Origin of the sequence: Vibrio sp. AND4, assembly GCF_000171815.1 — a bacterium.
GTDB lineage: Bacteria > Pseudomonadota > Gammaproteobacteria > Enterobacterales > Vibrionaceae > Vibrio.
Genome location: NZ_ABGR01000022.1, coordinates 1 through 25,204, shown reverse-complemented (window position 1 = coordinate 25,204; position 25,204 = coordinate 1). Strand labels below are relative to the sequence as shown.

Sequence of the window (25,204 nt, the reverse complement as noted above, 5' to 3'; positions counted from 1 at the left end):
TTGGGTATATACTTCCGCGCATTCACTCTTTCTATACAGAGGCTAAAAATTCATGCGCTCTTTTGTTTTACGAGCTCGCGCGGCACCAACCACCAGCAAAGCACTGTTAGAAGGTGTTGGTAATGAAGCGCATACAGAGATTCTTGCTCATACCATGATGAACACCATGTTCGTTGCTCAATCGCACCGCGAAGACGTGATTGTGCACTTGGTTTTAGAAAGCACAAAAGATTTCTCTCGTACTATCACAATTCGCTCCAACGACATCACCAATATTGGCGGCTTTCATGAGTCAACGTTAATTGCAGCAGTGGCCCGCGCTTTAGACGCTTCGGTTGGTATGGGTAAAGAGCAGCTCCGTGAAGTCGAGCCAGGCATTACCGTACGTACGGTGAGCTTCGAACGTTTGGTTCAAGAACTGGCAGAAGACCACCAGCTATATATGTTGGATAAAAAAGGCGAATTTGTCCGTGATGCAGAAATCGGTGCAAACCCATGTTTCTTGCTAACCGACCATATTCCGATGCCAAAGAAATCTTTTAACAGCTTAAAACGCCTTGGCACAGAGAAAATCAGCTTAGGCCCTAAAATGCTTTTCGCTTCCCAGTGCGTAGTATTAATCCACAATGAATTAGATATCCGCGAATTTTAATTCTCGCGAGTTAATCATTCGATAAAACAAAGAGGACTCTATCGAGTCCTCTTTGTTTCTATAGGAATGCTGGAGTTATTTACCACCAATACTCAAACGAGCGAAACGTACGTCTGGAGCAAAGAAGGTGCGACTATCGCTAATAAGCTGAGTATCACCCACTGCCTCAACTTCTTGCAGCAACTTGTAGAAGTTACCCGCAACCGTAATACCACGAACAGGTTGAACACGCTCTCCATCACGGCACAAGAAGCCACTCGCGCCAAACGAGAAATCACCACTCACTGCATCCGCGCCAGAGTGAACACCCTGCAGTTCAACTAATTCTAGGTACTCACCCGCTTTTACTTCTGACGCACTGCTGTTGCCTGTCGCAATCACTTTGTGATTCGCTGATACGTCTAAGCTCGATTTTGCACCGCGAGCAGCACTTGCGGTAGATACTGCGCCCAAGTAACTCGCCGTCTGGCTGTTGTGTAGCAAAGTTTTCAATTCACCATTAGCAATCATGACGTTGTCTTGCGTAGCAAAACCCTCACTATCAAAGCCCGAAGTTGCCATACCATTTGGCATGTATGCCGCGTCAGTAAAGGTAATCAAATCACTCGCAACACGTTGGCCAAGCTTGTCACCCAATGGCGTAATGCCTTTCATCGCACTTACGCCAGAGAAAGCACTGCCAAAAGCACCGAACAAACTTGCTAGCGCATTGATATGGAAAATTGCTGGGTAGTTCCCCGTCGCAACCGGAGCGCCGTCAAGAAGATCACGAGCAAGGTTGTAACCACCTTCGATACAGTAAGCGGGGTTCAACTCATCAAAACGACGACCAAGTGACATTTGCCCTGCCATCGACTGTTTACCGTCTTTTTCAAACAAGGTATAAGCGTAACAAGTAAACGAGCGTTCGAAGTGTTGGCACAACGAGCCTTGTGTATTGGCAATGATTAATTGCGTTTCGCCATCGCTGTAACCATTGTAAGGTGCGCTAGAAGCGTGAGGCAGAGCGACTACGCCTTGCTCAAGAGCGAGAGACATTTCAATCTTTTCATCAACCGAAGTTGTGTCTTCTTGAGCAATCTCAGCCACGTCAGTCGTGATTTGGCTATTCACGCAACTAATGGTCTGGTGTTCGTCTTGCTTGGAAAAACGAGCGCTTTGCAGTGCATTAGTCAGCATCAAATCTAAGCTCGGTTGTTCTAACGATTCAGAGTAGCTCGTTGCGACACGCGCATCTTTAACAACACGAACACCCAGAACTTGGCTTGAGCTTACTTTGTACTCATCCAACTGCCCTTGGTTCGCTTTCAGAGAAAAGCTGCTGTTGCGGTTTACAATGACGTCCGCTTCTGCGCCTTGACGCTTTGCTTCTGATAGGACGTAATCAACCGCATTAAGAAGTTGTTTTTCTTGGCTCATTAGTTACCGCCTCCTACCAGAATGTTATCGACTTTCAGCGTTGGCTGACCGACTGTTGTTGGCACTGAACCACTCACGGAACCACACATGCCCGGCGCAAACGCCATGTCTTTGCCGACCATGCTGATTTCTTTCAACACTTTTGGACCCGTGCTGATCAGCGTTGATGTTTTCAGAGGCTTGGTGATTTTGCCATTTTCAATGAGGTAAGCTTCACGAACGGCAAAGTTGAACTCGCCCGTGCCCGGTTGAACCGAACCGCCGCCCATCTTCTTCGCATAGATGCCGCGTTCGATACCTGCCAGCATATCATCAAGTGAATGCTCGCCTTCTTCGATAAAGGTGTTACGCATACGCGAGGTTGGTGCGAACTTGTAGTTTTGACGACGACCAGATCCCGTTGGCTCGTAACCTGTCTTCATGCCACCCATTTTATCGACCATAAAGCTGGTTAGCTTACCGTCTTTGATCAACTGAGTGCGCTGAGTCTTCATGCCTTCATCATCAACATGAATCGAGCCCCATTCGTTGGTCATGGTGCCATCATCGACAGCATTCACAGCGGTGTGAGCAATCATTTCGCCCATCTTGTCGTGGAATACTGACGCTTTCTTCGCAACCGCAGTGGTTTCAAGTAAATGCCCACACGCTTCATGGAAGATAACGCCACCAAAGCCGTTACCAATCACCACTGGCATTTCACCCGATGGACAAGCATCCGCGCCAAGTTTTACTAACGCTTGCTGCGCGATAGTTTGACCTAGCGCTTGCGCCTCAAGTTGTTCACTGAACTCCCAACCAGCAAGAGCGCCTGGACCTTCCATACCAGAAGACTGCTCATTACCTTTTTGCGCAACCGTATTACCAGCAACTCGGATGTAGTGACGAGTATCGTCAACGTGTAGACCTTCAGAGTTGAAGATAGACACTTGTTGTTCGCGCTGAAGCACGCTGCCGATGAACTGACTGATATGTTCACTCTCTGCGCGTGCGGCTTGGTCAACTTGCAATAGGAAAGCAATTTTAGAATCTAGGTTAGCGTCTTTGCCAAGTGGCATACGACAACCATGTTGAATTGGGTAGCGGTTCAGATTGAGAGAACCGGCTGAGGCGATTTGCTCACGCTTGTCTTTTGCTGCAAGCAGTGAGGTTACGCGTTTAAGTTCGGCCTCATCTGTGCTGTTGGTGTAACCATAAAGCACTTTGTGACCGAAGAAGAGGCGAATACCGATACCAAAATCGATACCCGAGTTAACCTTGTCTACCTCACCAGATGCAACCTGGACAGTGTTGGTTTGATGGTGTTCAACGAATAGCTCAGCGAAATCGGCCCCTAAAAAGAGCGCATGATCGATCACCGCTTTCGCTGTTACAGAATTAAGCATGAAATCTCCTTGCTCGTTAATCGTCCTGGCCTTCCCTATCTTTGAATTAGTCCCTGCTCGCTAAAAGCATTTGATAAATTGAATGACTCAAAGGTATATTGGCAACACGTTAAATATTAACACTTTTATAACCTTGCGTTGTGCTAATCCTTGCTATATCAAAGAACGATTCGTTACGTATTATGTCGATATTTCATTATTAGATGGTGTCTTGAACTGCCACTTTCAATGCAGCACGTCGTTTACTCCAAACTCTATGTCCTTATACCCTCTGCAAGTTCTCGTCTTAAAGTGATATTTCTGTTGGCAGAAAAAATACTCACACCGTCATCGAGTGAACTGCTATCATCTTAACGAAATAGTCGGGGGGCCCTTGCAGTTTATGCATAGGCTGAGATCGAAATTCGAGACCCGTTGAACCTGATTCAGTTAGCACTGACGTAGGGAACTATCATCACTTTGCCACTAGCTTGCCTGAACCTTTATCGCCGCGGCTAGCCTATATGGAGAACAACCATTCTTCAATGGCCAAGTCAGTTCCTTTGCGTCTGTAATAGGAGCGACCATAATGCAGCAGCAAAGCCAAGGCTCATCATCAACACAGCCATACGCCATTACTTCATCCAATACTCCGATAGTCTTAACAATTGCAGGATCTGATAGCGGTGGCGGCGCAGGTATTCAAGCCGACATCAAAGCGATGTCCGCGACCGGTAGTTTCGCTTGTTCAGTGATTACCGCTATCACCTCACAAAACACCAAAGGCGTTTCTGCAATTTTTCCCATTCCTCTCGAGCATGTAGAGAGTCAACTCGACGCGGTATTTACTGACCTCAATATTGTCGCTGTCAAAGTCGGCATGCTGGCTGATTCCCAGACCATCAAGGTCGTTGCCAACAAAATTAAGCAATACCAACCCAAGCACCTCGTGATTGACCCTGTTATGGTGGCCACCAGCGGTGATTTATTACTGGAACCGTCGGCGATAAGCAATTTAAAAGAGATATTAATTCCGCTCGCAGACATCGTCACCCCTAACCTACCCGAAGGCGCAGCATTAACGGGTAAGGCAGTGCCTCAATCAGAATCTGAAATGAACGATATGATTGCGGATTTACGCGCACTGGGTGCAAAAGCCGTACTGTTAAAAGGCGGTCACCTGGAAAACAACGAAAACAGTAACGATCTGCTTATCATGCAAGATAGCGCAGAGTTAATCAGCGCTAAACGCTTCCCAACCCAAAACACCCATGGTACAGGCTGTACGCTGTCTTCAGCGATCGCTTCTTACCTTGGTCAAGGCAACAATCTACACAAAGCCGTTCATTTGGGTAAGCAATACATCAGTCAAGCTATCGCAACCGCCGATGAATTAAATGTCGGTAAAGGTCACGGCCCGGTGAACCATTTTTTTGCAGGACACATCAATGTACGCTGATGCGTTCAGCTTACTGCCACGAGTTCGTAATCAGCACAATATTAGCCAGATTGAGCATGAACGCTACTGCTAAACTAAAGACAGTTTTGCATGGTCGTCGCGGGTACTCGAAAGCACATTTGCATTCTAATACTCAGCTACCGCCGTTATAAATGATCTCAGTGCGACTTTTACGCTCGAATTGACAGTGCGTTGATAAGTTTTTCACATCAATTGTCGTAAGATGGCCGCCTATTTTTGAATGCAGCGCAACTTTTCATGAAAACAAAAAAATACGGTTTACTGATGCTCGCCTTGTTCATTCTTGGCATCATCCCACTTTCGCTGTTTGCCTCGTATCACGATCTTACCTCTCACGTTTCTGAAGGCACTGGCATTCTCTTTACTCTGCTGACCGATTCGGCTGGCAGTAAAGGCTTTTTAATTACTTTGATGTTGCTGCTGCTGTCCCTTTACCGCTTTAAGCCATCTCGCACCGACTGGATGCAAAAGCTCTCCATGCTAGGGTTGCTATTGGTGATCGGTTTCGCCAGTAAAACAGGCTTAAAACTGATGACAGAAAGCCCGCGTCCCTACACCGAATTGCTCGCCGCTGAACAATTGATTGAGCACCCAGAAGCGTTTTATCAACTAGAAGCCGCTCAGCAAGCGCGTGTGATTGGAAAGATCTCGGAAAAAGTCAGCGAATGGCGCACTCGTCACTGGCAAGGTGAGAAAGACTATTCCTTTCCATCTGGACACACGATTTTCGTTTCTATCTGCTTGGCCTTCTTTGGCGGATTACTTTTGCAGAACAAGTGCTATTTTTCTGCCGCTACCCTATGGGTTTGGGCAATGGGCGTAGCGTATAGCCGCTTGTGGCTAGGTATGCATAGGATTGAAGATTTGATTGGTTCAGTGGTGTTTGTCGCCGTGGTATTTACCTTACTGCCTAGATTTCAAATTACTAAAAAAGCACCTTTCGTTGCCCTCGCGACCAAGTAAACGTATTAAAAAATAGATAAAAAGAAGCCAACGACTTGTTGGCTTCTTAAGTTTTGTATCTTAAGAGCTAGGTTTTAGACCATGATTAACCGCTTTTTGGCGGAGTGAATGCCGTTAGATCCATTCATGTTGGGTGTGTAATGCATCTCTGCTACGGCGCCACCTGAAGTCAACCAGCCCACACCAATGCCCCCTGCCAACATTTCGGCGATATAATGCTTTTAATTAACATAATTAGAAATAAACGCCCACAAAAAAATATAGCTTGTCGCATACAAGCTCTTTTAGTGGTATTTAGTAACTATTCTGAGCCATATTTACTTCCCTTAATGATGAATTACTTTAAATATTGAGAATCTTCTTCTCATATTCTTTTTCTTGGAAAAATTTTCTTGACTGGATCTATTTTCATGGCGATAGAGAATTATTGCCGAAAGAGCTAGACCTGATTCTTCTACACAAATATTTAAATTGAAATAAACTTCGCTATGGGTGTGGAATCAGATCATACAAATTCACTATTTTTGGCTTGCGATGGCTTTGTTGCTTAAATCAATAGAACTAAATCAAGAAGCTACGATCTGATCGGCTAACCCCATCAATTGCCGTATCCTCATGCCTAAACCTCGTTACAAAACAACTAAATCGCAGTAGATACAAGCGCCCACGAAATAGTCGCAGCTGAACTTACCTAACGTAACCGATGCCGAAGTGTTCCTCAATTTACTCAGGAAGACAGGTCGTAACAGCATTGAAAGCTCAGAGACAGCAATGTATCGAGTGAAACCAAGCTTAAAGGATAGGCATGCCAGAAACTCAGTCTATCGTTTAAGAATTAATCACTATGGGACAGGCATACCTTCTCTCTGAGATAAGCAATAAAGTCAACATTTTGTGCAGCTATAGATAATGCAGCCAGAAATAACCAAACCAACACCAATTTAATGCTAAATCACTATTGATTTAATACTAATTTAACACTTAATGTTTTTCACCTTTAAATATAATCTCCGCCATAATTCAGACTACTGTATAGATAGATATAACAAAAAATAGACCACAAAAATCACTCTAAATAAATCATGTTATACAGGTTTATTTCAGTCGTAATACTGGCCCCCTCTAATATAAAGTCACAAGAGTAATCCACTCTAACTGGTCTGGTTAGAGGTTAGTAGATCGCGCCTTAATACTTAATTAAGGAACAAGCTTATCTCAATTAATGAGAAAGCATGAAATTCAGAAGCTATCAATTAAGGAGTAAATATGAAATTGAGCATGTTAATGGTTGGCATAGGGTTAACCCTGAGCCACACTGCATCTGCTGCAGAAAACCAAACTGGTTTGGAAACAGCTGCATACCTAAATAAAGCATACAACGATACAAGAAAGGACTGTGGTAGCAAAACTGCTCCAGCTTTCCTTTGTTCTGGTGTTACGTTTAGAGGTGGTGAAGCTAGCCCTGCTTTTAAAGTCTGGAATCCAAGCCCTGCGTCTCAAGAAAGTGGTGGCGTCTCGTTCTCATACATCCGTAAAGACGCTAAATATGAAAAATTAGCTTACGGTTACACTAGTGGGTTCATTCTATACCCTATCTACTTCTCACCTAAAGAGAAAATTGATTTGGATTACCTATGTTCGTTCCCTATTGACGCGGCTACTAATAACCGTGGCGACAAAGGATGTGGTGCGCACAGAGCTAATCCGGATGTATCGAAAAAATGTAGTGAGCAAAACATTACAACAGCTGAGCAATGGCGCACACATTGGTCGAAAAATGGCAATTGGGGCCAATGTGGCTTTGATATTTCTGAGGCAAGTAAAGAAGTTGACACATCTGCACGTTTCTACCAAAGTTTACGTGCAACACAATTAATTGATAACTCAAGAGTTACTCAAAATGAAATACGTATAGCAACTTGGTACCAAAATATTGGTAACGTTCTTCCAATCCAAGCGTTCTTCTACCTTTCAGGTAGCACACCTGGAAAACTAGACGCTCAATACTACCAAGAAGACTTCTACCAAACTGAAGGAATCTGGGTTCCAATCATCGAGTTTGACTTGCCTGACAACCCTCGTGAGCAAGCTGACTTCACATTCCGTGCCGAAGACCAAGCTATCGCAGAGCATTAATGCCGACTATATGAATATATTGAATTCTTAGTATTTTTATAAAAATTTAAAGCACATCATAGGTTTATGATGTGCTTTTGTTTTGTTAGTAGCACTACCAACGGCTATGATATGAGCGATCGCAAGTGCGACAACGGCTCTGCGCCTGTTTAAGCTCAACTTCTGCTGCCGATAACTGTAACCTTGCGCAGCTTGATACAACTTTTATGTATTGAAAAGTGTCGTTTACTTCACCTTTTTCCGACTGGATTAGGCTTGAGCAGCGGCACATTATTCCGGATTAAACCTCGGCGTACGCTAGTGCACATTTTGCCGAATCGACGGATTTCATCAAACTGAGGCGTGATACCGCGATCCATTGCAGATTCCCAATAGCTCAGTTCAGAATCTACCATTTCCAACAATTTTTTAGGGCAACCAATGCATTGTCCTTCAGGGCCACAAGCAAAGGTCTCTGATTCGTAAATCGGCAATTCGGTTTTTACTTGTTCAATGATATCGCGCATCGCGCTCATTCGGTCCGGCTTAACGGTCATTACTCGTCTGATCCACACAATACTAAAGACAAGATTTTACTCTCAAGCAGGTCGATATCCCTAGCTAATTTAAGGATATTTTACGTTTCTGCTTTGCAACCTATGATTTGAAAAATGGCAGTTTTCACCACTAGGTCGTCGCCGTCAATACAAAAATAGCGATAGACAACGTTGACTGAAAATTCTCTCCTATTGTCCTTTAACGAGAGAATGGTTTTAACGGGAAAATGGTTCACCCTTTGTCGAAGTTTACATTGTCTAACTCAATAAAAAGCCCCTTAGCCCAAACGGCTTGAAAGAAATTAATCGACCAAGGGGAGGCAAGATAATAAAGAGATAAGTACTCTCGCGGTTACTCAAGTCACAGCTTCCATTCAGGAAGCAGCTAGGAATAAATTATCAAGACGAGTCTAGATTACGATTGTTTTATCGACTACACCCTCTCTACTTTCATTATTATCATCAAGTAAAAAGTCAGTTAATTTACAATTCTATCGTAATCAAACTCACGCTCATTATATGACAATTTTATCACCACTTATCTATCATTTAGTTAATATATTTATTTTATAAAATATAGTTTATTCATCGATGTAACAGTGGTATACATTCTCTATTAATTTCATATGCATTGTTAGGTTACTAATTTTAGAACCTGACAAATACATAAGAATATGATAGGAATGAATTTTTCACTATTTGTCAGGTGGTTAGCTATGAATGTTGAAGAAAGAAACATGGAAGAAGCATGCAAGAAATTTAAAAGCCACCTTGGCTTCAATAATAGAAACGTGATTCACGTTGCATTTTCAAGAATAGATACTGCTCAAAATAAACTATTAACTATCTGTACGGACTACAACTGGCACTTAGAATATTGGTCAGAAGATATGTATAAATCCGTTGGAAAACGGTGTGAAGAAGGTGTGAACGTCTGGAATAAAATAGATGAAGATCATAAGCAGATACTTAAAAAGATTCACGCTGAACAAAAAGTGGATATCACTACCTCGAACGAAGAATATATCGATATACTTTCATTGGCTTCCAATCAACCACTTAGCGTTCGTTCTATTTTGAACCTTTCTTCGCTAAAACCACAAATCGGGTATTTAGCCCAAAACATATGGCACACGGAAAAGCCAAATTATCTTAAAATCCCAGCGCCGACACTCGCTCCAGCTACTGATGAAACGCTACTTAACATCGATATTTCTCAATACTCATTTGGTGGTTTAACTTTCTCAGAAAAAGAGATGCAGACGATTCAGTGGCTCTTACAACTGAAATCAATAAAAGAAATCGCTTGGATTCATCGATGTAGCGAGACAGCAGAAAGAAAAAGAATTGAATCGATCAAAAGAAAGCTTAACTGTTCTGGAAAATCATCTTCATACCTCTTTAATGCGCTCAAGAAATCGGGGATCGCTCAAGCATGTCTATCCAACTACACCATGTCTCAATAACGTGTCGAAATCTCGAACAATGTTGCCGCTTTTATGAAATAGTCGGCTTTGATAAATATCGTTCTTATCAAGATGATGACGTCACTATTTTGTTGATGCGTGGCAATCATACTTATATTGAACTATTCAATTTTCCAAAGGAGGACCAAGAACACATAAACATCGATGATTCACAAGCTTTACCTGAGTTAAAAAAATCAGGAATCACTCACTTTGCTTTACAAGTAAGTGACTTAAAAAAAATAAGAGAAAAACTAAGCCCAAACTATCAATGTAGCGAAATACAGAAAGCGAGATTAGGTCTCTTTTCGTACTTTTTCGCTCTAGACCCAGAACGTAATCAAATAGAATTTATACAGAGGAATAATATCTAATGCTATTGACTTGGAAGCAAAGGTTGGCTGTCGTTGCTGGCAATGCTATGGAATTTTATGATATTGCCGTATTCGCTGCAATCGCCCCCTTTCTCACTCAAATTATGGAAAATCATGGATATGAGAATGCTACGACTCTAATATGGGGGATGTTTGCTTTACGCTTTTTACTACGCCCTCTTGGTGGCTATATCGTTGGAAACATCGCAGACTACTACGGCAAAAAAAATGCATTAATAATAACCAGTAGCCTTACTGGTTTTGCAACGCTCACTATGGCCTTACTGCCCACTGAACTTGAGTATATTGTTTTTTATTTCCTCTTTCTTCAAATTATCCAAGCATTTAGTTTTGGAGGAGAGTATCCAACCGTTATAAATTATTTAACGAACCACTCCCCAAAAAAAGAAGTATCAAGAACAAGCTGCCTCATTGTAGCAAGCTCTATCGTCGGTGTCTTATTGTCTATCGCTATTGTTGAAACACTAAAGTTGTCGCTTTCAAGTGAAGCAATGCAAAGTTATGGATGGAGAATCCCACTTCTCATTGGTGGTATTAATATTGCTGTCAGTTTTTGGTTTCGTTCTAAATTACCCAAAGAAGTCAACCCTATTGTAGAAAAAACAAAACAGAGTCCAAGACAGTGGATAACTCTATTCTTTATTTCGATGGGTGGTGCGGTTGTCTTTTATATACAAAATCTATCAAGCACTATTTTGCAAAAATCGGTCGATATTCCACACTTCTCGCTGATAAATTCATCATTATTACTGGCATGTATTCTATTATCTGGTTACTTAACCGATAAGATAACCACGCCAAAACACGCTTTTAGAGCAAGTTCACTGGTTGGTGCTCTTCTTTATTTTCCCGCTTACTGGCTATTAACTCACGCAGTAACAGAAGTAGCCATTATAGCAATGCTCATCATAAGCATAATTTCGGCAATAATACTCGCCAATTTAGCCGTGGTTCTCGCGCAAATAGCGAAAAACCAAACGGTAGTTCTCGGACTTTGTTACAATATTGCATTGTCTATTTTTGGTGGTTTAACTCCGCTAATTGTGGCGATGACCACTGAATATGATGCTAGCTTTGTTGGATTGTACGCGGCTCTATGTGTGATACCAGCTCTTCTGTCTGTGCATTATTCTCTCGTGCCATCCGCTCAGACACATAACCCTGCTCTTCAACAATCCTAAATGAGTTTAATAGGTTAAAAGGCCAACTTCAGAGACGATATCGTTTTTTATAACTGAAAGAGGATATTGTCTCTCAAAAACACTCGAGAGCGATGAGAGGACTATCGGGGTAATTGCCATAACCTTGCCACATTCTCTGCTAAGTTTGCGAGGTTTACATCGGCCTCTGATATAGCTTCAGGCAAGCTCATTACACGTGGCATACACGCGAACACCGCATCAATACCGCACTCGTACACCACTTGGAAATCATCACTAGTACATCCTGCCAATGCGATCACTGGTCGATCAAACTGCTTGGCAACTTTCGCAACTCCCATCGGGGTTTTGCCATACATGGTTTGACAGTCAATTCTACCTTCTGCGGTAAAAACGATATCTGCATCTTCGACTTGCTCTGCGAGCTTCACTGTGTCTAATACAATCTCAATACCTGGTTTTAGGCATGCTGGTAGGTAACCGACGAATGCCGCCCCCATCCCCCCGGCAGCTCCTGCGCCTTTTTGCGTCAGCACATGCTTGCCAGTCAATTGTTCTGTTAGTTCTCCGTACTTTCTTAGGGCAGAATCTAAAAGCTCAACATCCACAGGAGTCGCCCCCTTTTGCGGACCAAAAATTGCGGAAGCCCCTGTATCACCGCACAAGGGGTTATCAACATCACACGCCACCAGTACTTCGCAACCCGCTAAACGAGGGTCAAGATCAGATGTATCGATACTTGCTAGTTCGACCAAGCCACCACCATTAAGCGGAATTGGCAGACCTGAGTCATCGAGGAACTTCACACCTAGCGCCGCCAGCATGCCTGTGCCACCGTCATTGGTTGCGCTGCCCCCCAAACCGATGATCAAGCGTTGAATACCACGATCAAGCGCATGTAAAATTAACTGACCAGTACCAAAGCTGCTGGTATTTTTGGGGTCTCGTTGCGTCTTGGGGACCAGATGTAAGCCGCTTGCCTCTGCCATTTCGATCACCGCCGTTTTACCATCACCGAGAATACCGTAAAGCGCCTCAACGTCATGACCACAGGGGTCTTTTACCGTCACGAAAACCTGCTCACCTTCTGTCGCATCTATTAAAGATTGAACCGTACCCTCACCACCGTCAGCAACGGGCACAACGACAAATTCTGCATCTTGCCAAACACGAGACAACCCCAGCTTGATCGCCTCACTCACCTGCTTTGCAGTCAAACTCTCTTTAAACGAATCTGGGGCAATCACAACTTTCATTTCATTCTCCGATAAACACACAAACAATGCTGTATAAATCCAGTTAATTTCGTTCACTTGCACATTGTTAATTTAGCTCACTTCACTAACTCGCGATACAGAACTCAATCAAATCAGTAAGATCTTGCGTTGATATGTTCGCCACGGCACTGATTTTATCAACTGCGATCTCCGATTTCTGATTAAGAACGGATTTACCAAACGCGAACTTACGTCCGATAGGCAAAACTTAGATATAAGGGTTATACTCTTCGCTCTTTTTCTATCAGAGCAGCACCTATGTACCAAGAGATCCTGACTTTCTGGTTTGAAGAACTGGAATCAAAAGACTGGTTTGTGAGTAGTTCCGACGTCGATAAACAAATCGAAACACGCTTTCTCACCATCCTAGAACAGGCCGCCCAATCTGAGTTGTTTCATTGGCGAGAGACAGCACAAGGCCGCCTTGCCGAGATCATTGTGCTCGACCAATTCTCTCGCAATGTTTACCGCAACACGCCGAAAGCTTTTGCCCAAGATGCTCTCGCGCTTGCCTTAGCACAAGAGGCAATTCATCTAGGTGTGGACCAAGAATTGACCGACGTTGAACGCAGCTTTTTGTACATGCCATATATGCACAGTGAATCTAAGCGAATTCATGAAGAAGCAGAGAAACTATTCGGAGCACTGGGGCGTGAATCAAATTATGAATTCGAACTAAAGCATAAAGTGATCATTGATCGCTTTGGTCGCTACCCACACCGCAATAAAATATTAGGTCGTGATAGCACCACAGAAGAAGTGGAATTCTTACAGCAGCCGGGATCGAGTTTTTAAACACCGCTAGCACATGGATAACGAGCACAACACCGTAAACACTAAAAAAGCCAGCAATTGCTGGCTTTTGCGCTAGAATGAAAGGCTAAATCAATCACAGTTCTGATGAAGAACGATAAGAGAAATAGCCCCGTGTTAAATCAATATTTTTTACGAGATCAAGTTTGTTAACGAGATCATTGGTATTAACGAAATCAAAGTTATTAACGAGCTAAAAGCTATTAACGGTAACTGTATTGACCATACCCGTCTGAGAAAAGCCAAGGGTTGCCGTTAGACCAGTACACTTCCGGTTCTTGGACGCATTTACCGAGTTCGTTGACATAACCTGCACCGTACCACTCGCCACCTTTAGTGAGTGAGCACAAGTTAGCATCACTGCTCTCCGTTGCTTTCACTCTTTGGCCAACATCTGCACGGTTGTTCAGTGACAGCCATTCGAACCGGTTTAGCTCCGACAACAACGGACGTTCACCACTAGAGTCACGTACCGTGATCTCATCTCCACCCGTACATTGGAAATCACCATTGCCTAGATCTTCCACATAACCATGCAATGTTTTCTCTACACTGTTAACCATCATAGGAAAACGGCACACGTACGGGTATTCATTCCCTAAACGCAACGTTGCCAGATACCCACGGTCTTGATTAGATAACGTATCTGGACGGAACGTTTCGGTGTGTGTAAACCAACCTGAAGGCATTTTTGATTCAAACGCTTGGTAACCATATTCCTGACCGATGATCACGGGCCCAACCAACTTATCGGCATCTGGGTTACGTGGCGTTACAACCGTATCAAGAATGCTGCTGTTCGAGCCAATAAAGCAACTCAGTGTAATACGCTCTGGGTGTGTCTCCATCGGTAAGTTAATGTGGAACTTATTGCTTTCCCCAGCATTGTAGCGCGCCCCTGCAAGAGCAATTCTTTGCTCAGTGCCGTCTTCTTTTTCAACCAACAACTCACACTGTTTTTGCGACGCAAGACTGTATTGGGTGATACCACCTTTGTGCAGAGCATAGGTCCAGTTTGCACCGTTAATGTGTTTCACGCCCTCAATTTGCTGGCACTTGCCATCTGCAATGAATCCGGCTCCGTCATGTGATGTGCCATCTTTATCCAGACTACATAGCACTTTTTCACCAAGATCAATCGTCGGCGTGTATGTAACACGTCCAGCCAATTCCCCTTTACTCGCTAATAGCTGGTAATCAGAGGGCTGAGATATTGGCATTTCACGATTGCCATCTACTGACCAGAACATCTCTGATGTCGTACGACACACCTGGTTTGCTGTATCTTCGTAACCAACAAAGTTCGCTTGCTCACCGTTTGCATTGGTGTAGTTGAACTGGCAAATTGGGAGCCTCTCATTGTCAACTTTCATGGTTTGCCATTCAGTATTGAGACGATCATTCACATCTATCGACGCGATGTGTTGCCATCCTTCAAGCTGTGGCTCAATAGTGTTTGGCACAGGCAGTTCATGGATATTACCGTAATTAGAGTAAATTAACGGGTAAATCTGACTTGGGTTGTTCTCTGTCGGATCATAAATACCTAACAACGTAATAACAGGAACTCCCTGCTCTAAGGGTTTCTCGTACTCTGTATCAACTTCAACATATTGTTGAGAATACTGATCCCATTGGGAGAAGCCAGTGCTGGTATCCATATCCAAATTGTTCGAGCGGTTAAACCAATCTTGCGTCACGCGAGCCGCGATAGGGTGCTCCAGCGTGTAATTGCTGATCAAACCTGTACGAGCATCTTCCCCGCCTGCCATAGCCTCACGCATGAAGCGAAACTCGTTAGCAAATGGAGGCACGACTTCACCACTGTGCTCATTTTCTACGGTGTACGCGGCACCCGACCAATGCAGGTTACCGATAAAACGTTGGTAACGCGCATCCCAACCCCACCCCGATTCCATATCGTGAATAGACGAGTCTTTAGGGTGATGACCGCGGCCAAAGTTATGACCGAGCTCATGTGACCATTCGTTACCACGAGAGCCAATCAAGGTGACCATACCACCCCCACCGCTTAAGCCATGATTAACTACCACGGACGTTACTACTTCTGTTTTTTTGTCTTTAGCTAGATACTGACCACGACTATTATGTGCCGTAATATGACTAAATGGGCGTGGCCAATGAGCATTACCCCCTGCGGTATCGGTGATACCAAAGTTTGCATTATTGATGCCAATAGAAACCAAGCGCTTACCTATGTATTCACGCATATCACCACCATAAACTCCCGGTTCTTCATACTCGCTCGCTCTGGTGTACACCTTACCGTTTGGCAACGTGATTGTTCGCATATGTACCGGTGTGTAATCCGCCATCACTAGTTTAGACACTGGGATTTTTTGGAAATAGTCGGTCGCCAATTCAGGCATACGTTGAATCATTTCATATTGGTCGCGTGGCTCGATCAACATACCGATATCAATATTCTGGATGACCAACTCCGGAGCGCCACCAAACTCCAACAATTCGCTAGTTAAAATTCCTTCTCTATTTTGGTTATCCGTAAAACGAAGAGACAATCCCGGTTTCATCCATTCCCAATTCAAAGGGAAGCTCCACGCATAATGTGAAAACACCACTTTACTGCGGCCGTTGTCTACCTGATCTGTATCCGCTAACGCACTTGGTGGGTACATAGCGTATCGGCCCATGCTGACTCCTTCGACTTCAATATCGACCCACATTTGGTTGATATTCTTGCGAGATGGCGTGACCAAAAGTTGTGCTGCGCGATCCATGACAAGATTCGGATGTTTAATTTCATCATTGCCATTTGGCATCACGCTAGTATGCGTCTGTGCAAAGTTTACATGTGCAGGAAGATTGCCAACAAGGTGGTTTACTGCTGAGCGGCTATCATTGTAACTCAGGCGAGCTGGTAGAGTCGTAAAGCTGAACATTTCCGTATCACAACTCAATACATTGCATGCGGAAAGCTCTACTTCATACGTTGTCTCTGGTGTTAAATGACCGATATAAAATCCAGATTCCTTAGCAACATAGTTAAAAGTAATCGGAGATTGCCCAGCCGAACGCTCAGTTAACGCAATATTGTATTCGGTAACGTCACTCAGCTTATTCCAAACCAACTCAACACCGATATCAGAAACTGAGCCAGCACTGAATTCTGTAATTTCAGGTTGAATCACGCTACCACAATCACTGGTAACAGTACTAAGCACTAACGGACTTTCCTCAAGGTCACTGCCATCGTCATGTTGCGAGCCACCTGCCGCAGGTGTGTATTTAACATAACAACCCGTATCATCTGAATTCATGATTCCGAGTTCACGATGCAGTAAATAAAAACCATCGTTATACGCAACGTATTCCCAGTTTTCATCCACAAATGGGAATGCCGCACTGTACTCTCCACCGCGGTCATTTAGAGGGAATTTGGGGAAATTCTCATGGCTCAGCAAATATTCTTTACCTTGATATTGGAGGAAACGTTGTCCTTCGCGTTCCACCACATTAGCGGCATCAGTCGCGAGTTGTCGCATGTGATTCAATTGAGCTTTGGCTTGTTCACCCAATTCAATGAGGTTTGTGGTACCTGCAAACGCAGATTGGCTTAACAGTGCGCTACTGATCAGTAACGACAGTGATGTGAGCTTCATAGTGTACTCCTATTGATATACAGATGTTTATACATTCACTTCAGGAATTTAAATGACACTGTGAAGACTCGCTATCTACTGTGATTCCATATATTGATCTGGCTTCAAAAATACATATCGACAAATTGTAACTGCTGTAAGAAACCGAAATAAATCAAAAATACAACTATAAAACAGTCACTTATTTATATAACTTGCATGAGAATACGATATTTTCAAACTTGTTATCGATAAAATTAACAAAAACATACCAAGGCAAAACCCACATACCAACAGCGATCATCTTGCAATCGTTTACTGCCGAGGTTATCGTTTCTCATCGCATCACCATTCAGGTAAAAAATGATCGTATTCCCATGTTTATTAAAACTCGATGGCGTCGATGAGCTGATTTATCTCGACTCTCAAGCAGAGCTAAATAAAGAGTGTGTCGCGTTAATTTGGGAAGAAAAAGACTTCATTATCGATACGGAAGGCGCTTGTTACACACTAAGGCAACAAGGCGTAAACAAGATCATATTTGAAAAGCAGTTGCGCACTTTCTCGGTTACCGAAGTAACGGAATTAATTCAAGCTCATAAATTTAGCCAGGCACAAACTTGTATAATTAAAATCCACTTTTCTTCGATTAAGCAAGCCATTGAAGCTTTGGCGAGTCAGCATTCATCTCAACGCCAGTAGGCACACTATTTACCTCCACATCACTGAGCAGGTGAATTGTGTTCTCGACATTCAAACCTTTTGTTGTGGTGGAAAAGTGCAACTTATTACTCATATTCCCATACAAAAATATCCGTAAGATCGAAGTCAAGCTGGATGTGGTCATTAAGCTGATCCTTTAGAAATGGATCAGGCGATTTTTTTCACTTCAGAGCAAAAAAAAAATTATCATTTTAATAATTATTGATAATTTAATTTAATTTAAAATTTTCTCTACACTCTCCTCTATCGAAACAAAACATCAATTTGATATCACAGATTTTGGAGCAGAATTATGAAAATGAATCACGTAGGCATCATGGTTGGCGATATGGACAAGGCCGTTGAGTTCTATACTAAGGCCCTTGGACTTCGCATCGTAATGAACAACACAAAAGTAATCGAAGAACGGCAATCAGCGATCGGTCGTATGTGTATTGCGGTATTCGGTGAGGGCTTCAAAGGCTTTAACATCGCTCACCTAGTCACTTCTGACGGCATCGGTGTTGAGCTATTTGAAATGAAGGAGCGTCAAAAGCGTCACGAGGTAGACTTTTCTCGTCTCGGCATCTTTCACTTCTGTCTGCAAATAGCAAAAGAGCAATTCCCACAAACGATCAAACGCATTGAAGAGTTCGGCGGTAAAGCTCGCATGGACATCATGCGCTACCACCCAGAGGACGATAACAAACAAGCCCAAATGATCTACATGGAAGACCCATTTGGTAACCTATTCGAGCTTTACTCGCACACTTACGAAGAAACTTACGCGTCTGATTACGAATAATGGTACCCAAGTAACCTCGAGATGCATGGTTCAACGAGAATGACTTGGAAAGAGCTTGCTATTCCGCTTGATTGTTTCCTTGCTTTTGGTTAACGGGGAATCAATGACAACGCTCCGAATCCTTCATCTTGAAGTTACTTGGGCATGAGTACGTAAGAATCAGACAGAGCCCGCTCGGTCAAATCTAACGAACACAAGTTAGCGGTTTCAATGCAACGTTCCAGAGTTACGGGAACTCGCCAAGTTTGCCTTGGATCAGACAAGTACTCACCGCTTAAGAAGACGTTAGAGAAATCTTTTACAGTGGTAGTGAGCGAGCTCTGAGCGGTAGGCTGTGTTAATGCATGCTGCAAAACCCAGCAATGAGGCTGTCCACGCTCATCGATGAAAATATCACCATGAAAGTGATCAACGTACAAGGCATCCAACTCTTGCGGTGTTACCATTTTCGCCCCCAGACCTGCTCTAAAACCTTCATAGGCCGAGTGTTCGAGTAAGTCCAGTTGTCCAAAAAGTTGAAACAGTAGCTCATCTTTGACTTGCTGCTCAGTACAGGACAGCATTGGTTTTTGATACAGAAGACCACGCGCACTATCTAGCTCGGTTGCCGTTACCGACAAACACGTCATTTCACCCGTAGCCATTTTTTGTCTGCTCACGTGGTAGCTCAACCCCCAAGGAGAGTCGAGGACCAAGCCAACCGTCCTATCTTTTAATACCTCTGGTATCTGTGAAAAGTAAAACTGGAAACCATGACTCAATACATAGTCGTAACTCAACGCTGGACATGTTTCACCCAGTAAAGATTGTGTCACGTGAGCTGGCAATGCAAATACATAATAATCAGCTAAAACGGTATTATTGGTTTGAAGATCAACACCTTCAATTCGCATTGTTGCTTTGTTGCGGTGGAGCGCTTTCGCTTCGTAACCTAAATGAAATTGAACGCCTTGCTGCTTTAGATAGTGAGTCAGTGGATTAATAAGCGCATCACTAATCGGCTTGTTCATACCCAAGTTGTAGGCTTGTGGAGCAAATGGGTGAAACTCGCCTTCCTTATAATTGAGCAGATCTATAGTAGCCAATGCTGGCGTATCATCCGTTGCTCCGATCCAACCAATCAATACCGTTCTGAGGAAATTGGCAAGCTTTGGGCGGGTATCGTAAGAGAAGAATTCACGGACAGAAACACCAACCAACTCCTCCATAGAATGAGGGGTTTGCAGCCGTTGCTTGAACCAAAGCGTATCTTTGATTGGTACTTGAGAATAAAGCATTGAATACGCTGACTTTGCATTATCCCATAGCTTTTCTAAGCGGGTAAAGTAACGACGCTGAAACGTAAGCAACTTATTGTTTTGAGCCCAAGAGAATTGAACAAAATCCTGAGGATAAAGTGAATCAAAACAATTCCCTGTCCCTGAAGGGATCGCCTTAAGAAAGTTAATGAGGTTGTGATTTTTCGCAAAGAACTGCCGATGAGTGAGTTCGTGAACCCTTCCTTTTTCATCTACGGTACCAATACACTTTCCTCCGGTATAGAGCTCCTTATCATAAACGGCAACATCGAACCCCTGTTTGACACAATTGTGCGCAACGGCTAGACCGGAAATTCCAGCGCCAAAAATCGCAACTTTCGGGCGAGATCGGCCTGCACTGGTGCAGGCCTCAATCTCTCCATCATTGATAGCATCACAAATCATCGTCTTACCCCGAGTTATCGGTGAAAATTAACGCGATTTGCGATTTCAACTCGATATTGTTCGTAATTCGGAAGCTGATCAAGCACACCGTTGATGTCCAATTCAAAAGGGCTGTTCGTGAGCGAGCGGCAGCGGATCATATCATCAGAAACAACCAGTACTTTTGGTGTTACTCCCTCCCAAACTAGTTGTGCAGACAGATTTAAATCACTGATATCATTACCACAGTCATAAGTGCGAGAACGCAAAACACCACCTTCTACTTCATAACCATTGATCAATACAATTGGCTGCTTAACAACAGGAAAGACGATGGCCCCACTTGCCTCTGCTGCTGGTTGAGTGGGAAAGGTAATTGCATCTCCAGCATGAGCCAAAGAAGCAGCAAGAAGGGTCACTAAGCCAAGAACGCTTTTCATTACAGTATTATCCTTATATTTATAGCGGGATTATTCCCAATCGAGAATGTATCTCAATTTCAAGTTAGCGACTATTGGTATAAGTAGTTTAATTACGTGAGAGATGCGCCATTAAAAAGTGAATGAGAAATTAAATTAATGACAATAAAATCAATACCTTGTAAAAACACAAGACATATTATTTAAATAACACCAAAAGCAAAATGAAAGGCTAAAACGTTTACGAGACTGGAAATATCTTCAAGAGAGAAAAGAAAAGTGAGGAAGGTAGTCAATTACAACGATTTTAAGTGACAGAAAACCCAATAGCCTTAATCGCGCCACAATTAATAACATATTAATCACTAAAATTTCATTCAAAGGGGGAATATCTCACTAAAAGTTACGACAATGTAGGTTGACTTAATGAGAAAACGACACTGAGTGGTATTTAATCAAATAAATGAAGCCATTTTGAACAAGTATGGGTGGCAATACGTTTTAAAACTGCCCACATAATACTGTCCGTGTGATTTGTGTTTTCAAAAAGGCTTGTTGTCAATCAAGCCTTTAGATTATTCGATTACTTAGTCATATGACATGTGGCCTGCGATAGTTCATTGACGACCAAAATTGCTTCGTCACCTTTAGTATGCAGCGCAAGCATTTGGTCATCAGATATATACCTAACACCAGAGGCAGAGCGAACTTGTGTGAGTTCAATTTCTCTTCCGCCATCAACGGTAATCTGCGCTTTTTCCTGCTCAAAACGGGCAGAAAACTGTTGACCATCCTCACAACGGTATTGATACTCCGGAGTCGCTGAGGCGCAGCCCCCCAGCAAAAACACAACAACCGATGCTGCTACGATTTTTGACGGTTCAGCGATCATTGTTCAGGTGCCCAAATACGAATATTCACGTCCAAATCCGCAGGGGCGTAAACCACAACAGGTAATTTACTGTTGTAACGGTATAGGTCACGCGCTGGCATTTGAACGAATGTTTCCAGCTTTTCCATGTCTTCAGGGCACCCCATCAGCGTAGAGATTCCACCAGCTGGTGAAGTTTCTACTTGGTAGTAAGTGTAGCCCCAGCCCTCAAGCGAATGCTCACTCACACTGCCGCCAAGAGAAACGCGATTACAATCCGTTTCCATCATTTTTCCAACCACAAGCTCAACGCGCTTATCTGACTCGTTGTCCGCTGGATCGACATAGAAAACGTGCTTCGCCATATTCTCCATCTCTGGGAACATCTCTGCCGATGGGCGAGGTACATCACTTACTGAGTTCATTGCCGAGCACCCGCTCAGTGCCGTTGCAACCGTGGCCAACCAAACTGCTTTCATCGTTTTTTCCTTTTTCATATGGACATTCATATTGTAATGGGGAATTGCCGTTAATGGTGAGAGCAAAATAGGATTTAAGGTTGACTCTCACAATTACGACACTCACTCCAGACGAGCGTTTGTTGTCGGATTTGCTTTGACGATCAACTTGCTGGTATATACTCTTCTCAGTGCTCGAAAAAGGAACGTATCATGGCAAACCAACGTAACCCTATTGAAATTAGAGCCCTCGACCATCTGGTACTACGAACAGACAATCTCGACGCAATGCTGCGTTTCTATCGAGACTTATTGGGTTGTCCTATCGAGCGAGAATTACCAGAGTTAGGGTTAACTCAGTTACGGGCAGGCACGGCAATCATTGATTTGGTTAAGGTGGACAGTGAACTCGGGAAATTAGGCGGCAAGTCACCAAATCAGGACGGTCGTAACCTCGACCATTTCTGCCTGCAAATTGCACCTTTCAAAGAAGCTGAATTACTTGAATTTCTTCATCAAAATAGTGTCCAAGTCGATGAGTTTACGGAACGATATGGTGCTCAGGGATTTGGTCGTTCTGTGTATTTACATGATCCAGAGGGCAATGTGGTTGAGCTTAAACCACAGAAGTAATTCTGCTGCCATGCCTCATTCTTGATTGCCAGTTAACCCCTTATGTTCCAAGTTACGTATGAACAAACCTAGCTAGAATCTGGCAATAATAGATGAGGAACACACCATGACACTCAGTGACGACGCATTATCCAGAATCATCGAAATGGCATGGGAAGACCGAACCCCATTTGAAGCAATTGAACATCAATTTGGTCTGAATGAGAGTAGCGTGATCAGTCTGATGCGCCGTCAGCTCAAACCTCGCAGTTTTAAACTTTGGCGACAACGCGTCTCTGGCCGTAATACAAAACACATGAAGCTGCGTTCACCTGAAGTGGATAGAGGCTACTGTCCAACGCAATACAAACAACGTTGAGCGGTCACACCGCATAGAAACATTGAATCTTCAGTTCTAGAACATAATATTAGGCATCCGAGCTCGCATAAATTCCGTCATCGACACGGCATATGCTCGTACCTTTCAGGCGGTATGATGCTAAATTGAACAAAGGCTAAGCATCTCAGTCTCTTCTCGCCATCAACTGAGATGCATAGCCTTCATGAACAAGCCTGGTTACTTGCCTACAAAGCCGTTGTACAACATGTATAGGTGCGCCGCACTCCAGGAGAAGTTGTTTGCGCCCTGCACTGCTCCAGTTTCAGGATTGTAGTTTTCCTGAATTGGTGTCGTTTTCGTTAAGCCTTGCGCGTTCTTGAATAGCTTATCCACCATTTGACGCGCTTCCACACCGTAACCATAGTTGTCCATACCACGCACACCGAAGTAGAACTGATCTAGCCACACACGACCACGCCAGTAAATGTCTGGGCCGTAAGCCGGGTTATCCATCGACGCCGTGCCCAGAGGGATCATTGGTGAGTTAAACTTTCTGGTATCCAGCATATTTCTCACCACTTGATCGGCATGCTCTTGCGTTGCCGCGTTGTTGAATAGTGGCGACCATCCCTCTGGACCCATGCCTCGTTTCACCAACATTGGGCCCGCACATTGGTTGCTCAAGCCACCAGTTACCACTTCGATGTCGTAGTAGAAACCGGTTGATTCATCAAACATACACCGGTTGATGTACTCTTTTGCGTCTTCCGCTTTCGCTTTAAACTCAGCCGCTTTATTTGCTTTGCCCAATACTTCTGAGATTTGCGATAGGAACAAGTTATCCGAGTACCAGTAAGAGGCTTGATCTACCGATTCTTGCATCAGCGAGTAACCAGACAGTTTATTTGCATCGTTGGTGTTCTCGTTGAACTTCACTTCCCAGTCTTTCTTCGCTAGAGCCAGCTTGTCCATGTTCTCTGGCGAACCATTACGGTAAGTCACCACTGAGCCATCTTTACCCATAACCATGTCGTAGGTGTTATCGAATCCGTGAGTGTCGTGTGCATAGCGACCCATTTGGTCGATCACTTTTGCTTCGTCTTGTGTCGGCAGTTCAGACATACCTTGTAGGTTGTCGATGGTGTCAATAAAGCCAAATACACCCGCGTTGTCACGGCCAGATTCCCAACCCGCAGCTACTTTTGCAGGGATGCTCATCGCAGTGTAATCACCGGACGTTAGCAACTGATTGTATTTCTCGATGCCAGTCTCTTTGATCCACTTGTCGCCATTCGCTTCGTCTTTGTACTGGAACTTCATGTCGTCGACGGACGCATCCGATCCCCAAGAACCATCATTCACATCATCTTCAAATACAGTATGAATTGGGTCTTTTGCTGCACCATATTCAGGGATGCCGTTTCTGTTTGTATCGCGAGCACGTAGCCACCAATCGTGAAATGCCACCAACTTCGGATACATCTCTTCTAGCCACTGCTTCGCTTCTTCCGGACGGTGATGCTCGTCTCTCAGTGCCGTGTACACTTCCCATACTGCCCATGCAGCAAGAGATGGCTTGGTATTGCGTTCGTTCCAGTTCAAACCGTCTGTCGCAAGCGGGAAAACTTTCTTGTATTCTGCTGACATGCCTTCCCAACGTTCTGCCGGCAAGTTGTAAGTGACCACGTCAAGCAAGTACCCCTGGTCCCAAGGGCGAACGGGATCATCAGACTGAACTTGGTATTGGAACACTGTACGAATGTTTTCCATCGCCACATCTGGGTTGAAGTGCGCCATTGCGTACGCTTGTTTCCATGTATCCCACGGCCAAGTCATGTTGCCAGAAAAATAAGGCGCCGTTACCGATGGCGTCACTGTGTCATGGTCAATAGCACCCGCTGCACCACGCCAGTTTGCACTTAGTGTTTCCATTGCTTTTACTGCGACGAACTCATGCTCTTTTGAAGCAGCACCGTTGGTTAGACCGTTTTCTAGGTATTCTTCCCAACGCATTGCTGAATCGTGCATGTAGCC

General features: G+C 43.8%; 22 protein-coding genes and 1 riboswitch. Of the genes, 12 read left to right on the top strand and 10 right to left on the bottom strand.

The features are described 5' to 3' along the window. Positions 1-52 precede the first annotated feature (52 nt). The gene (gene trmY / locus AND4_RS15380) at positions 53-652 is read left to right on the top strand and encodes a tRNA (pseudouridine(54)-N(1))-methyltransferase TrmY (RefSeq protein WP_009843901.1); all 600 of its coding nucleotides are present in this window, start codon (positions 53-55) and stop codon (positions 650-652) included. 75 nt (positions 653-727) lie between these two features. Here trmY and AND4_RS15375 read toward each other — a convergent pair whose 3' ends face one another. Together AND4_RS15375 and AND4_RS15370 are read right to left on the bottom strand one after the other, a co-directional pair. Further along, on the bottom strand, positions 728-2,071 hold the full coding sequence (locus AND4_RS15375) for a TldD/PmbA family protein (RefSeq protein ID WP_009843900.1): 1,344 nt from the start codon (positions 2,069-2,071) through the stop codon (positions 728-730). Beyond that, positions 2,071-3,456, bottom strand: coding sequence for a TldD/PmbA family protein (locus AND4_RS15370; RefSeq protein ID WP_009843899.1), 1,386 nt, complete (start codon positions 3,454-3,456; stop codon positions 2,071-2,073). Before AND4_RS15370 ends, AND4_RS15375 begins: the two co-directional genes overlap by 1 nt. 353 nt (positions 3,457-3,809) lie before the next feature. Beyond that, positions 3,810-3,920: riboswitch (TPP riboswitch) on the top strand. A gap of 104 nt (positions 3,921-4,024) precedes the next feature. Here AND4_RS15370 and thiD point away from each other — a divergent pair. From thiD to AND4_RS15355, 3 genes are all read left to right on the top strand, one after another. Then, a complete protein-coding gene (thiD, locus tag AND4_RS15365) occupies positions 4,025-4,894 on the top strand; it encodes a bifunctional hydroxymethylpyrimidine kinase/phosphomethylpyrimidine kinase (RefSeq protein ID WP_009843898.1) in 870 nt (289 codons plus the stop codon). A 258-nt stretch (positions 4,895-5,152) separates the two neighbouring features. Next, the gene (locus tag AND4_RS15360) at positions 5,153-5,878 is read left to right on the top strand and encodes a phosphatase PAP2 family protein (RefSeq protein ID WP_043991755.1); all 726 of its coding nucleotides are present in this window, start codon (positions 5,153-5,155) and stop codon (positions 5,876-5,878) included. A gap of 1,266 nt (positions 5,879-7,144) precedes the next feature. After that, entirely contained in the window at positions 7,145-8,014 is an 870-nt protein-coding gene (locus AND4_RS15355; protein ID WP_009843896.1) for a hypothetical protein, read from the top strand. A 230-nt stretch (positions 8,015-8,244) separates the two neighbouring features. Here AND4_RS15355 and AND4_RS15350 read toward each other — a convergent pair whose 3' ends face one another. Continuing rightward, positions 8,245-8,550 (bottom strand): hypothetical protein, encoded by a 306-nt coding sequence (locus AND4_RS15350; protein WP_009843895.1) that lies wholly within the window; start codon positions 8,548-8,550, stop codon positions 8,245-8,247. 716 nt (positions 8,551-9,266) lie between these two features. On the opposite strand from AND4_RS15350, the gene AND4_RS15345 reads away from it, so the two are divergent. The 3 genes from AND4_RS15345 to AND4_RS15335 are packed head-to-tail and all read left to right on the top strand — an operon-like array spanning position 9,267 to position 11,592. Continuing rightward, positions 9,267-10,016, top strand: a complete 750-nt coding sequence (locus tag AND4_RS15345; protein ID WP_009843894.1) for a hypothetical protein — start codon at positions 9,267-9,269, stop codon at positions 10,014-10,016. Further along, on the top strand, positions 9,986-10,390 hold the full coding sequence (locus AND4_RS15340; RefSeq protein WP_043991753.1) for a VOC family protein: 405 nt from the start codon (positions 9,986-9,988) through the stop codon (positions 10,388-10,390). Before AND4_RS15345 ends, AND4_RS15340 begins: the two co-directional genes overlap by 31 nt. Beyond that, positions 10,390-11,592, top strand: a complete 1,203-nt coding sequence (locus AND4_RS15335; protein ID WP_009843892.1) for an MFS transporter — start codon at positions 10,390-10,392, stop codon at positions 11,590-11,592. Before AND4_RS15340 ends, AND4_RS15335 begins: the two co-directional genes overlap by 1 nt. A gap of 101 nt (positions 11,593-11,693) precedes the next feature. On the opposite strand, the gene AND4_RS15330 is transcribed toward AND4_RS15335, so the two are convergent. Continuing rightward, positions 11,694-12,827 (bottom strand): glycerate kinase, encoded by a 1,134-nt coding sequence (locus tag AND4_RS15330; RefSeq protein WP_009843891.1) that lies wholly within the window; start codon positions 12,825-12,827, stop codon positions 11,694-11,696. A gap of 279 nt (positions 12,828-13,106) precedes the next feature. Between AND4_RS15330 and AND4_RS15325 the strand changes: the two genes are divergently transcribed. After that, positions 13,107-13,643, top strand: coding sequence for a DUF924 family protein (locus AND4_RS15325; RefSeq protein WP_009843890.1), 537 nt, complete (start codon positions 13,107-13,109; stop codon positions 13,641-13,643). A gap of 221 nt (positions 13,644-13,864) precedes the next feature. Here the strand turns inward: AND4_RS15325 and AND4_RS15320 are convergent, their stop codons facing one another. Next, positions 13,865-17,302, bottom strand: a complete 3,438-nt coding sequence (locus AND4_RS15320; RefSeq protein WP_009843889.1) for a M66 family metalloprotease — start codon at positions 17,300-17,302, stop codon at positions 13,865-13,867. Positions 17,303-17,644: 342 nt separating this feature from the next. On the opposite strand from AND4_RS15320, the gene AND4_RS15315 reads away from it, so the two are divergent. Both AND4_RS15315 and AND4_RS15310 read left to right on the top strand, forming a co-directional pair. Beyond that, positions 17,645-17,983, top strand: a complete 339-nt coding sequence (locus AND4_RS15315) for a DUF4144 family protein (protein WP_009843888.1) — start codon at positions 17,645-17,647, stop codon at positions 17,981-17,983. A 313-nt stretch (positions 17,984-18,296) separates the two neighbouring features. Then, positions 18,297-18,788 (top strand): VOC family protein, encoded by a 492-nt coding sequence (locus tag AND4_RS15310; protein WP_009843887.1) that lies wholly within the window; start codon positions 18,297-18,299, stop codon positions 18,786-18,788. A 134-nt stretch (positions 18,789-18,922) separates the two neighbouring features. On the opposite strand, the gene AND4_RS15305 is transcribed toward AND4_RS15310, so the two are convergent. The 4 genes from AND4_RS15305 to AND4_RS15290 form a co-directional block, all read right to left on the bottom strand. Further along, positions 18,923-20,491, bottom strand: a complete 1,569-nt coding sequence (locus tag AND4_RS15305) for an NAD(P)-binding protein (protein WP_009843886.1) — start codon at positions 20,489-20,491, stop codon at positions 18,923-18,925. A 14-nt stretch (positions 20,492-20,505) separates the two neighbouring features. Continuing rightward, complete coding sequence (locus AND4_RS15300; protein ID WP_009843885.1) at positions 20,506-20,910, bottom strand: hypothetical protein; 405 nt, start codon at positions 20,908-20,910, stop codon at positions 20,506-20,508. A gap of 562 nt (positions 20,911-21,472) precedes the next feature. Then, a complete protein-coding gene (locus tag AND4_RS15295; RefSeq protein WP_009843884.1) occupies positions 21,473-21,781 on the bottom strand; it encodes an MliC family protein in 309 nt (102 codons plus the stop codon). Beyond that, positions 21,778-22,239, bottom strand: a complete 462-nt coding sequence (locus AND4_RS15290; protein WP_009843883.1) for an ecotin family protein — start codon at positions 22,237-22,239, stop codon at positions 21,778-21,780. The genes AND4_RS15295 and AND4_RS15290 overlap by 4 nt, the downstream gene beginning before the upstream one ends. Positions 22,240-22,431: 192 nt before the next feature. Between AND4_RS15290 and AND4_RS15285 the strand changes: the two genes are divergently transcribed. Both AND4_RS15285 and AND4_RS15280 read left to right on the top strand, forming a co-directional pair. Beyond that, on the top strand, positions 22,432-22,851 hold the full coding sequence (locus tag AND4_RS15285) for a VOC family protein (RefSeq protein WP_009843882.1): 420 nt from the start codon (positions 22,432-22,434) through the stop codon (positions 22,849-22,851). A gap of 106 nt (positions 22,852-22,957) precedes the next feature. Further along, entirely contained in the window at positions 22,958-23,209 is a 252-nt protein-coding gene (locus tag AND4_RS15280) for a TIGR03643 family protein (protein ID WP_009843881.1), read from the top strand. Positions 23,210-23,407: 198 nt separating this feature from the next. Here the strand turns inward: AND4_RS15280 and ygjK are convergent. Further along, a partial coding sequence (gene ygjK / locus AND4_RS15275; RefSeq protein ID WP_009843880.1) for an alpha-glucosidase occupies positions 23,408-25,204 on the bottom strand: 1,797 nt, incomplete at its 5' end.

What these genes read in the sequence shown, in the direction of transcription:
- AND4_RS15375 (WP_009843900.1), bottom strand. Translation starts at nt 2,071, where the DNA reads ATGAGCCAAGAAAAACAACTTCTTAATGCGGTTGATTACGTCCTATCA.
- AND4_RS15280 (WP_009843881.1), top strand. Translation starts at nt 22,958, where the DNA reads ATGACACTCAGTGACGACGCATTATCCAGAATCATCGAAATGGCATGG.
- AND4_RS15350 (WP_009843895.1), bottom strand. Translation starts at nt 8,550, where the DNA reads ATGACCGTTAAGCCGGACCGAATGAGCGCGATGCGCGATATCATTGAA.
- AND4_RS15315 (WP_009843888.1), top strand. Translation starts at nt 17,645, where the DNA reads ATGATCGTATTCCCATGTTTATTAAAACTCGATGGCGTCGATGAGCTG.
- AND4_RS15285 (WP_009843882.1), top strand. Translation starts at nt 22,432, where the DNA reads ATGGCAAACCAACGTAACCCTATTGAAATTAGAGCCCTCGACCATCTG.
- AND4_RS15300 (WP_009843885.1), bottom strand. Translation starts at nt 20,910, where the DNA reads ATGAAAAGCGTTCTTGGCTTAGTGACCCTTCTTGCTGCTTCTTTGGCT.
- AND4_RS15355 (WP_009843896.1), top strand. Translation starts at nt 7,145, where the DNA reads ATGAAATTGAGCATGTTAATGGTTGGCATAGGGTTAACCCTGAGCCAC.
- AND4_RS15340 (WP_043991753.1), top strand. Translation starts at nt 9,986, where the DNA reads ATGTCTATCCAACTACACCATGTCTCAATAACGTGTCGAAATCTCGAA.
- AND4_RS15360 (WP_043991755.1), top strand. Translation starts at nt 5,153, where the DNA reads ATGAAAACAAAAAAATACGGTTTACTGATGCTCGCCTTGTTCATTCTT.
- AND4_RS15370 (WP_009843899.1), bottom strand. Translation starts at nt 3,456, where the DNA reads ATGCTTAATTCTGTAACAGCGAAAGCGGTGATCGATCATGCGCTCTTT.
- AND4_RS15320 (WP_009843889.1), bottom strand. Translation starts at nt 17,302, where the DNA reads ATGAAGCTCACATCACTGTCGTTACTGATCAGTAGCGCACTGTTAAGC.
- AND4_RS15335 (WP_009843892.1), top strand. Translation starts at nt 10,390, where the DNA reads ATGCTATTGACTTGGAAGCAAAGGTTGGCTGTCGTTGCTGGCAATGCT.
- AND4_RS15305 (WP_009843886.1), bottom strand. Translation starts at nt 20,491, where the DNA reads ATGATTTGTGATGCTATCAATGATGGAGAGATTGAGGCCTGCACCAGT.
- AND4_RS15345 (WP_009843894.1), top strand. Translation starts at nt 9,267, where the DNA reads ATGAATGTTGAAGAAAGAAACATGGAAGAAGCATGCAAGAAATTTAAA.
- thiD (WP_009843898.1), top strand. Translation starts at nt 4,025, where the DNA reads ATGCAGCAGCAAAGCCAAGGCTCATCATCAACACAGCCATACGCCATT.
- AND4_RS15295 (WP_009843884.1), bottom strand. Translation starts at nt 21,781, where the DNA reads ATGATCGCTGAACCGTCAAAAATCGTAGCAGCATCGGTTGTTGTGTTT.
- AND4_RS15290 (WP_009843883.1), bottom strand. Translation starts at nt 22,239, where the DNA reads ATGAAAGCAGTTTGGTTGGCCACGGTTGCAACGGCACTGAGCGGGTGC.
- trmY (WP_009843901.1), top strand. Translation starts at nt 53, where the DNA reads ATGCGCTCTTTTGTTTTACGAGCTCGCGCGGCACCAACCACCAGCAAA.
- AND4_RS15310 (WP_009843887.1), top strand. Translation starts at nt 18,297, where the DNA reads ATGAAAATGAATCACGTAGGCATCATGGTTGGCGATATGGACAAGGCC.
- AND4_RS15325 (WP_009843890.1), top strand. Translation starts at nt 13,107, where the DNA reads ATGTACCAAGAGATCCTGACTTTCTGGTTTGAAGAACTGGAATCAAAA.
- AND4_RS15330 (WP_009843891.1), bottom strand. Translation starts at nt 12,827, where the DNA reads ATGAAAGTTGTGATTGCCCCAGATTCGTTTAAAGAGAGTTTGACTGCA.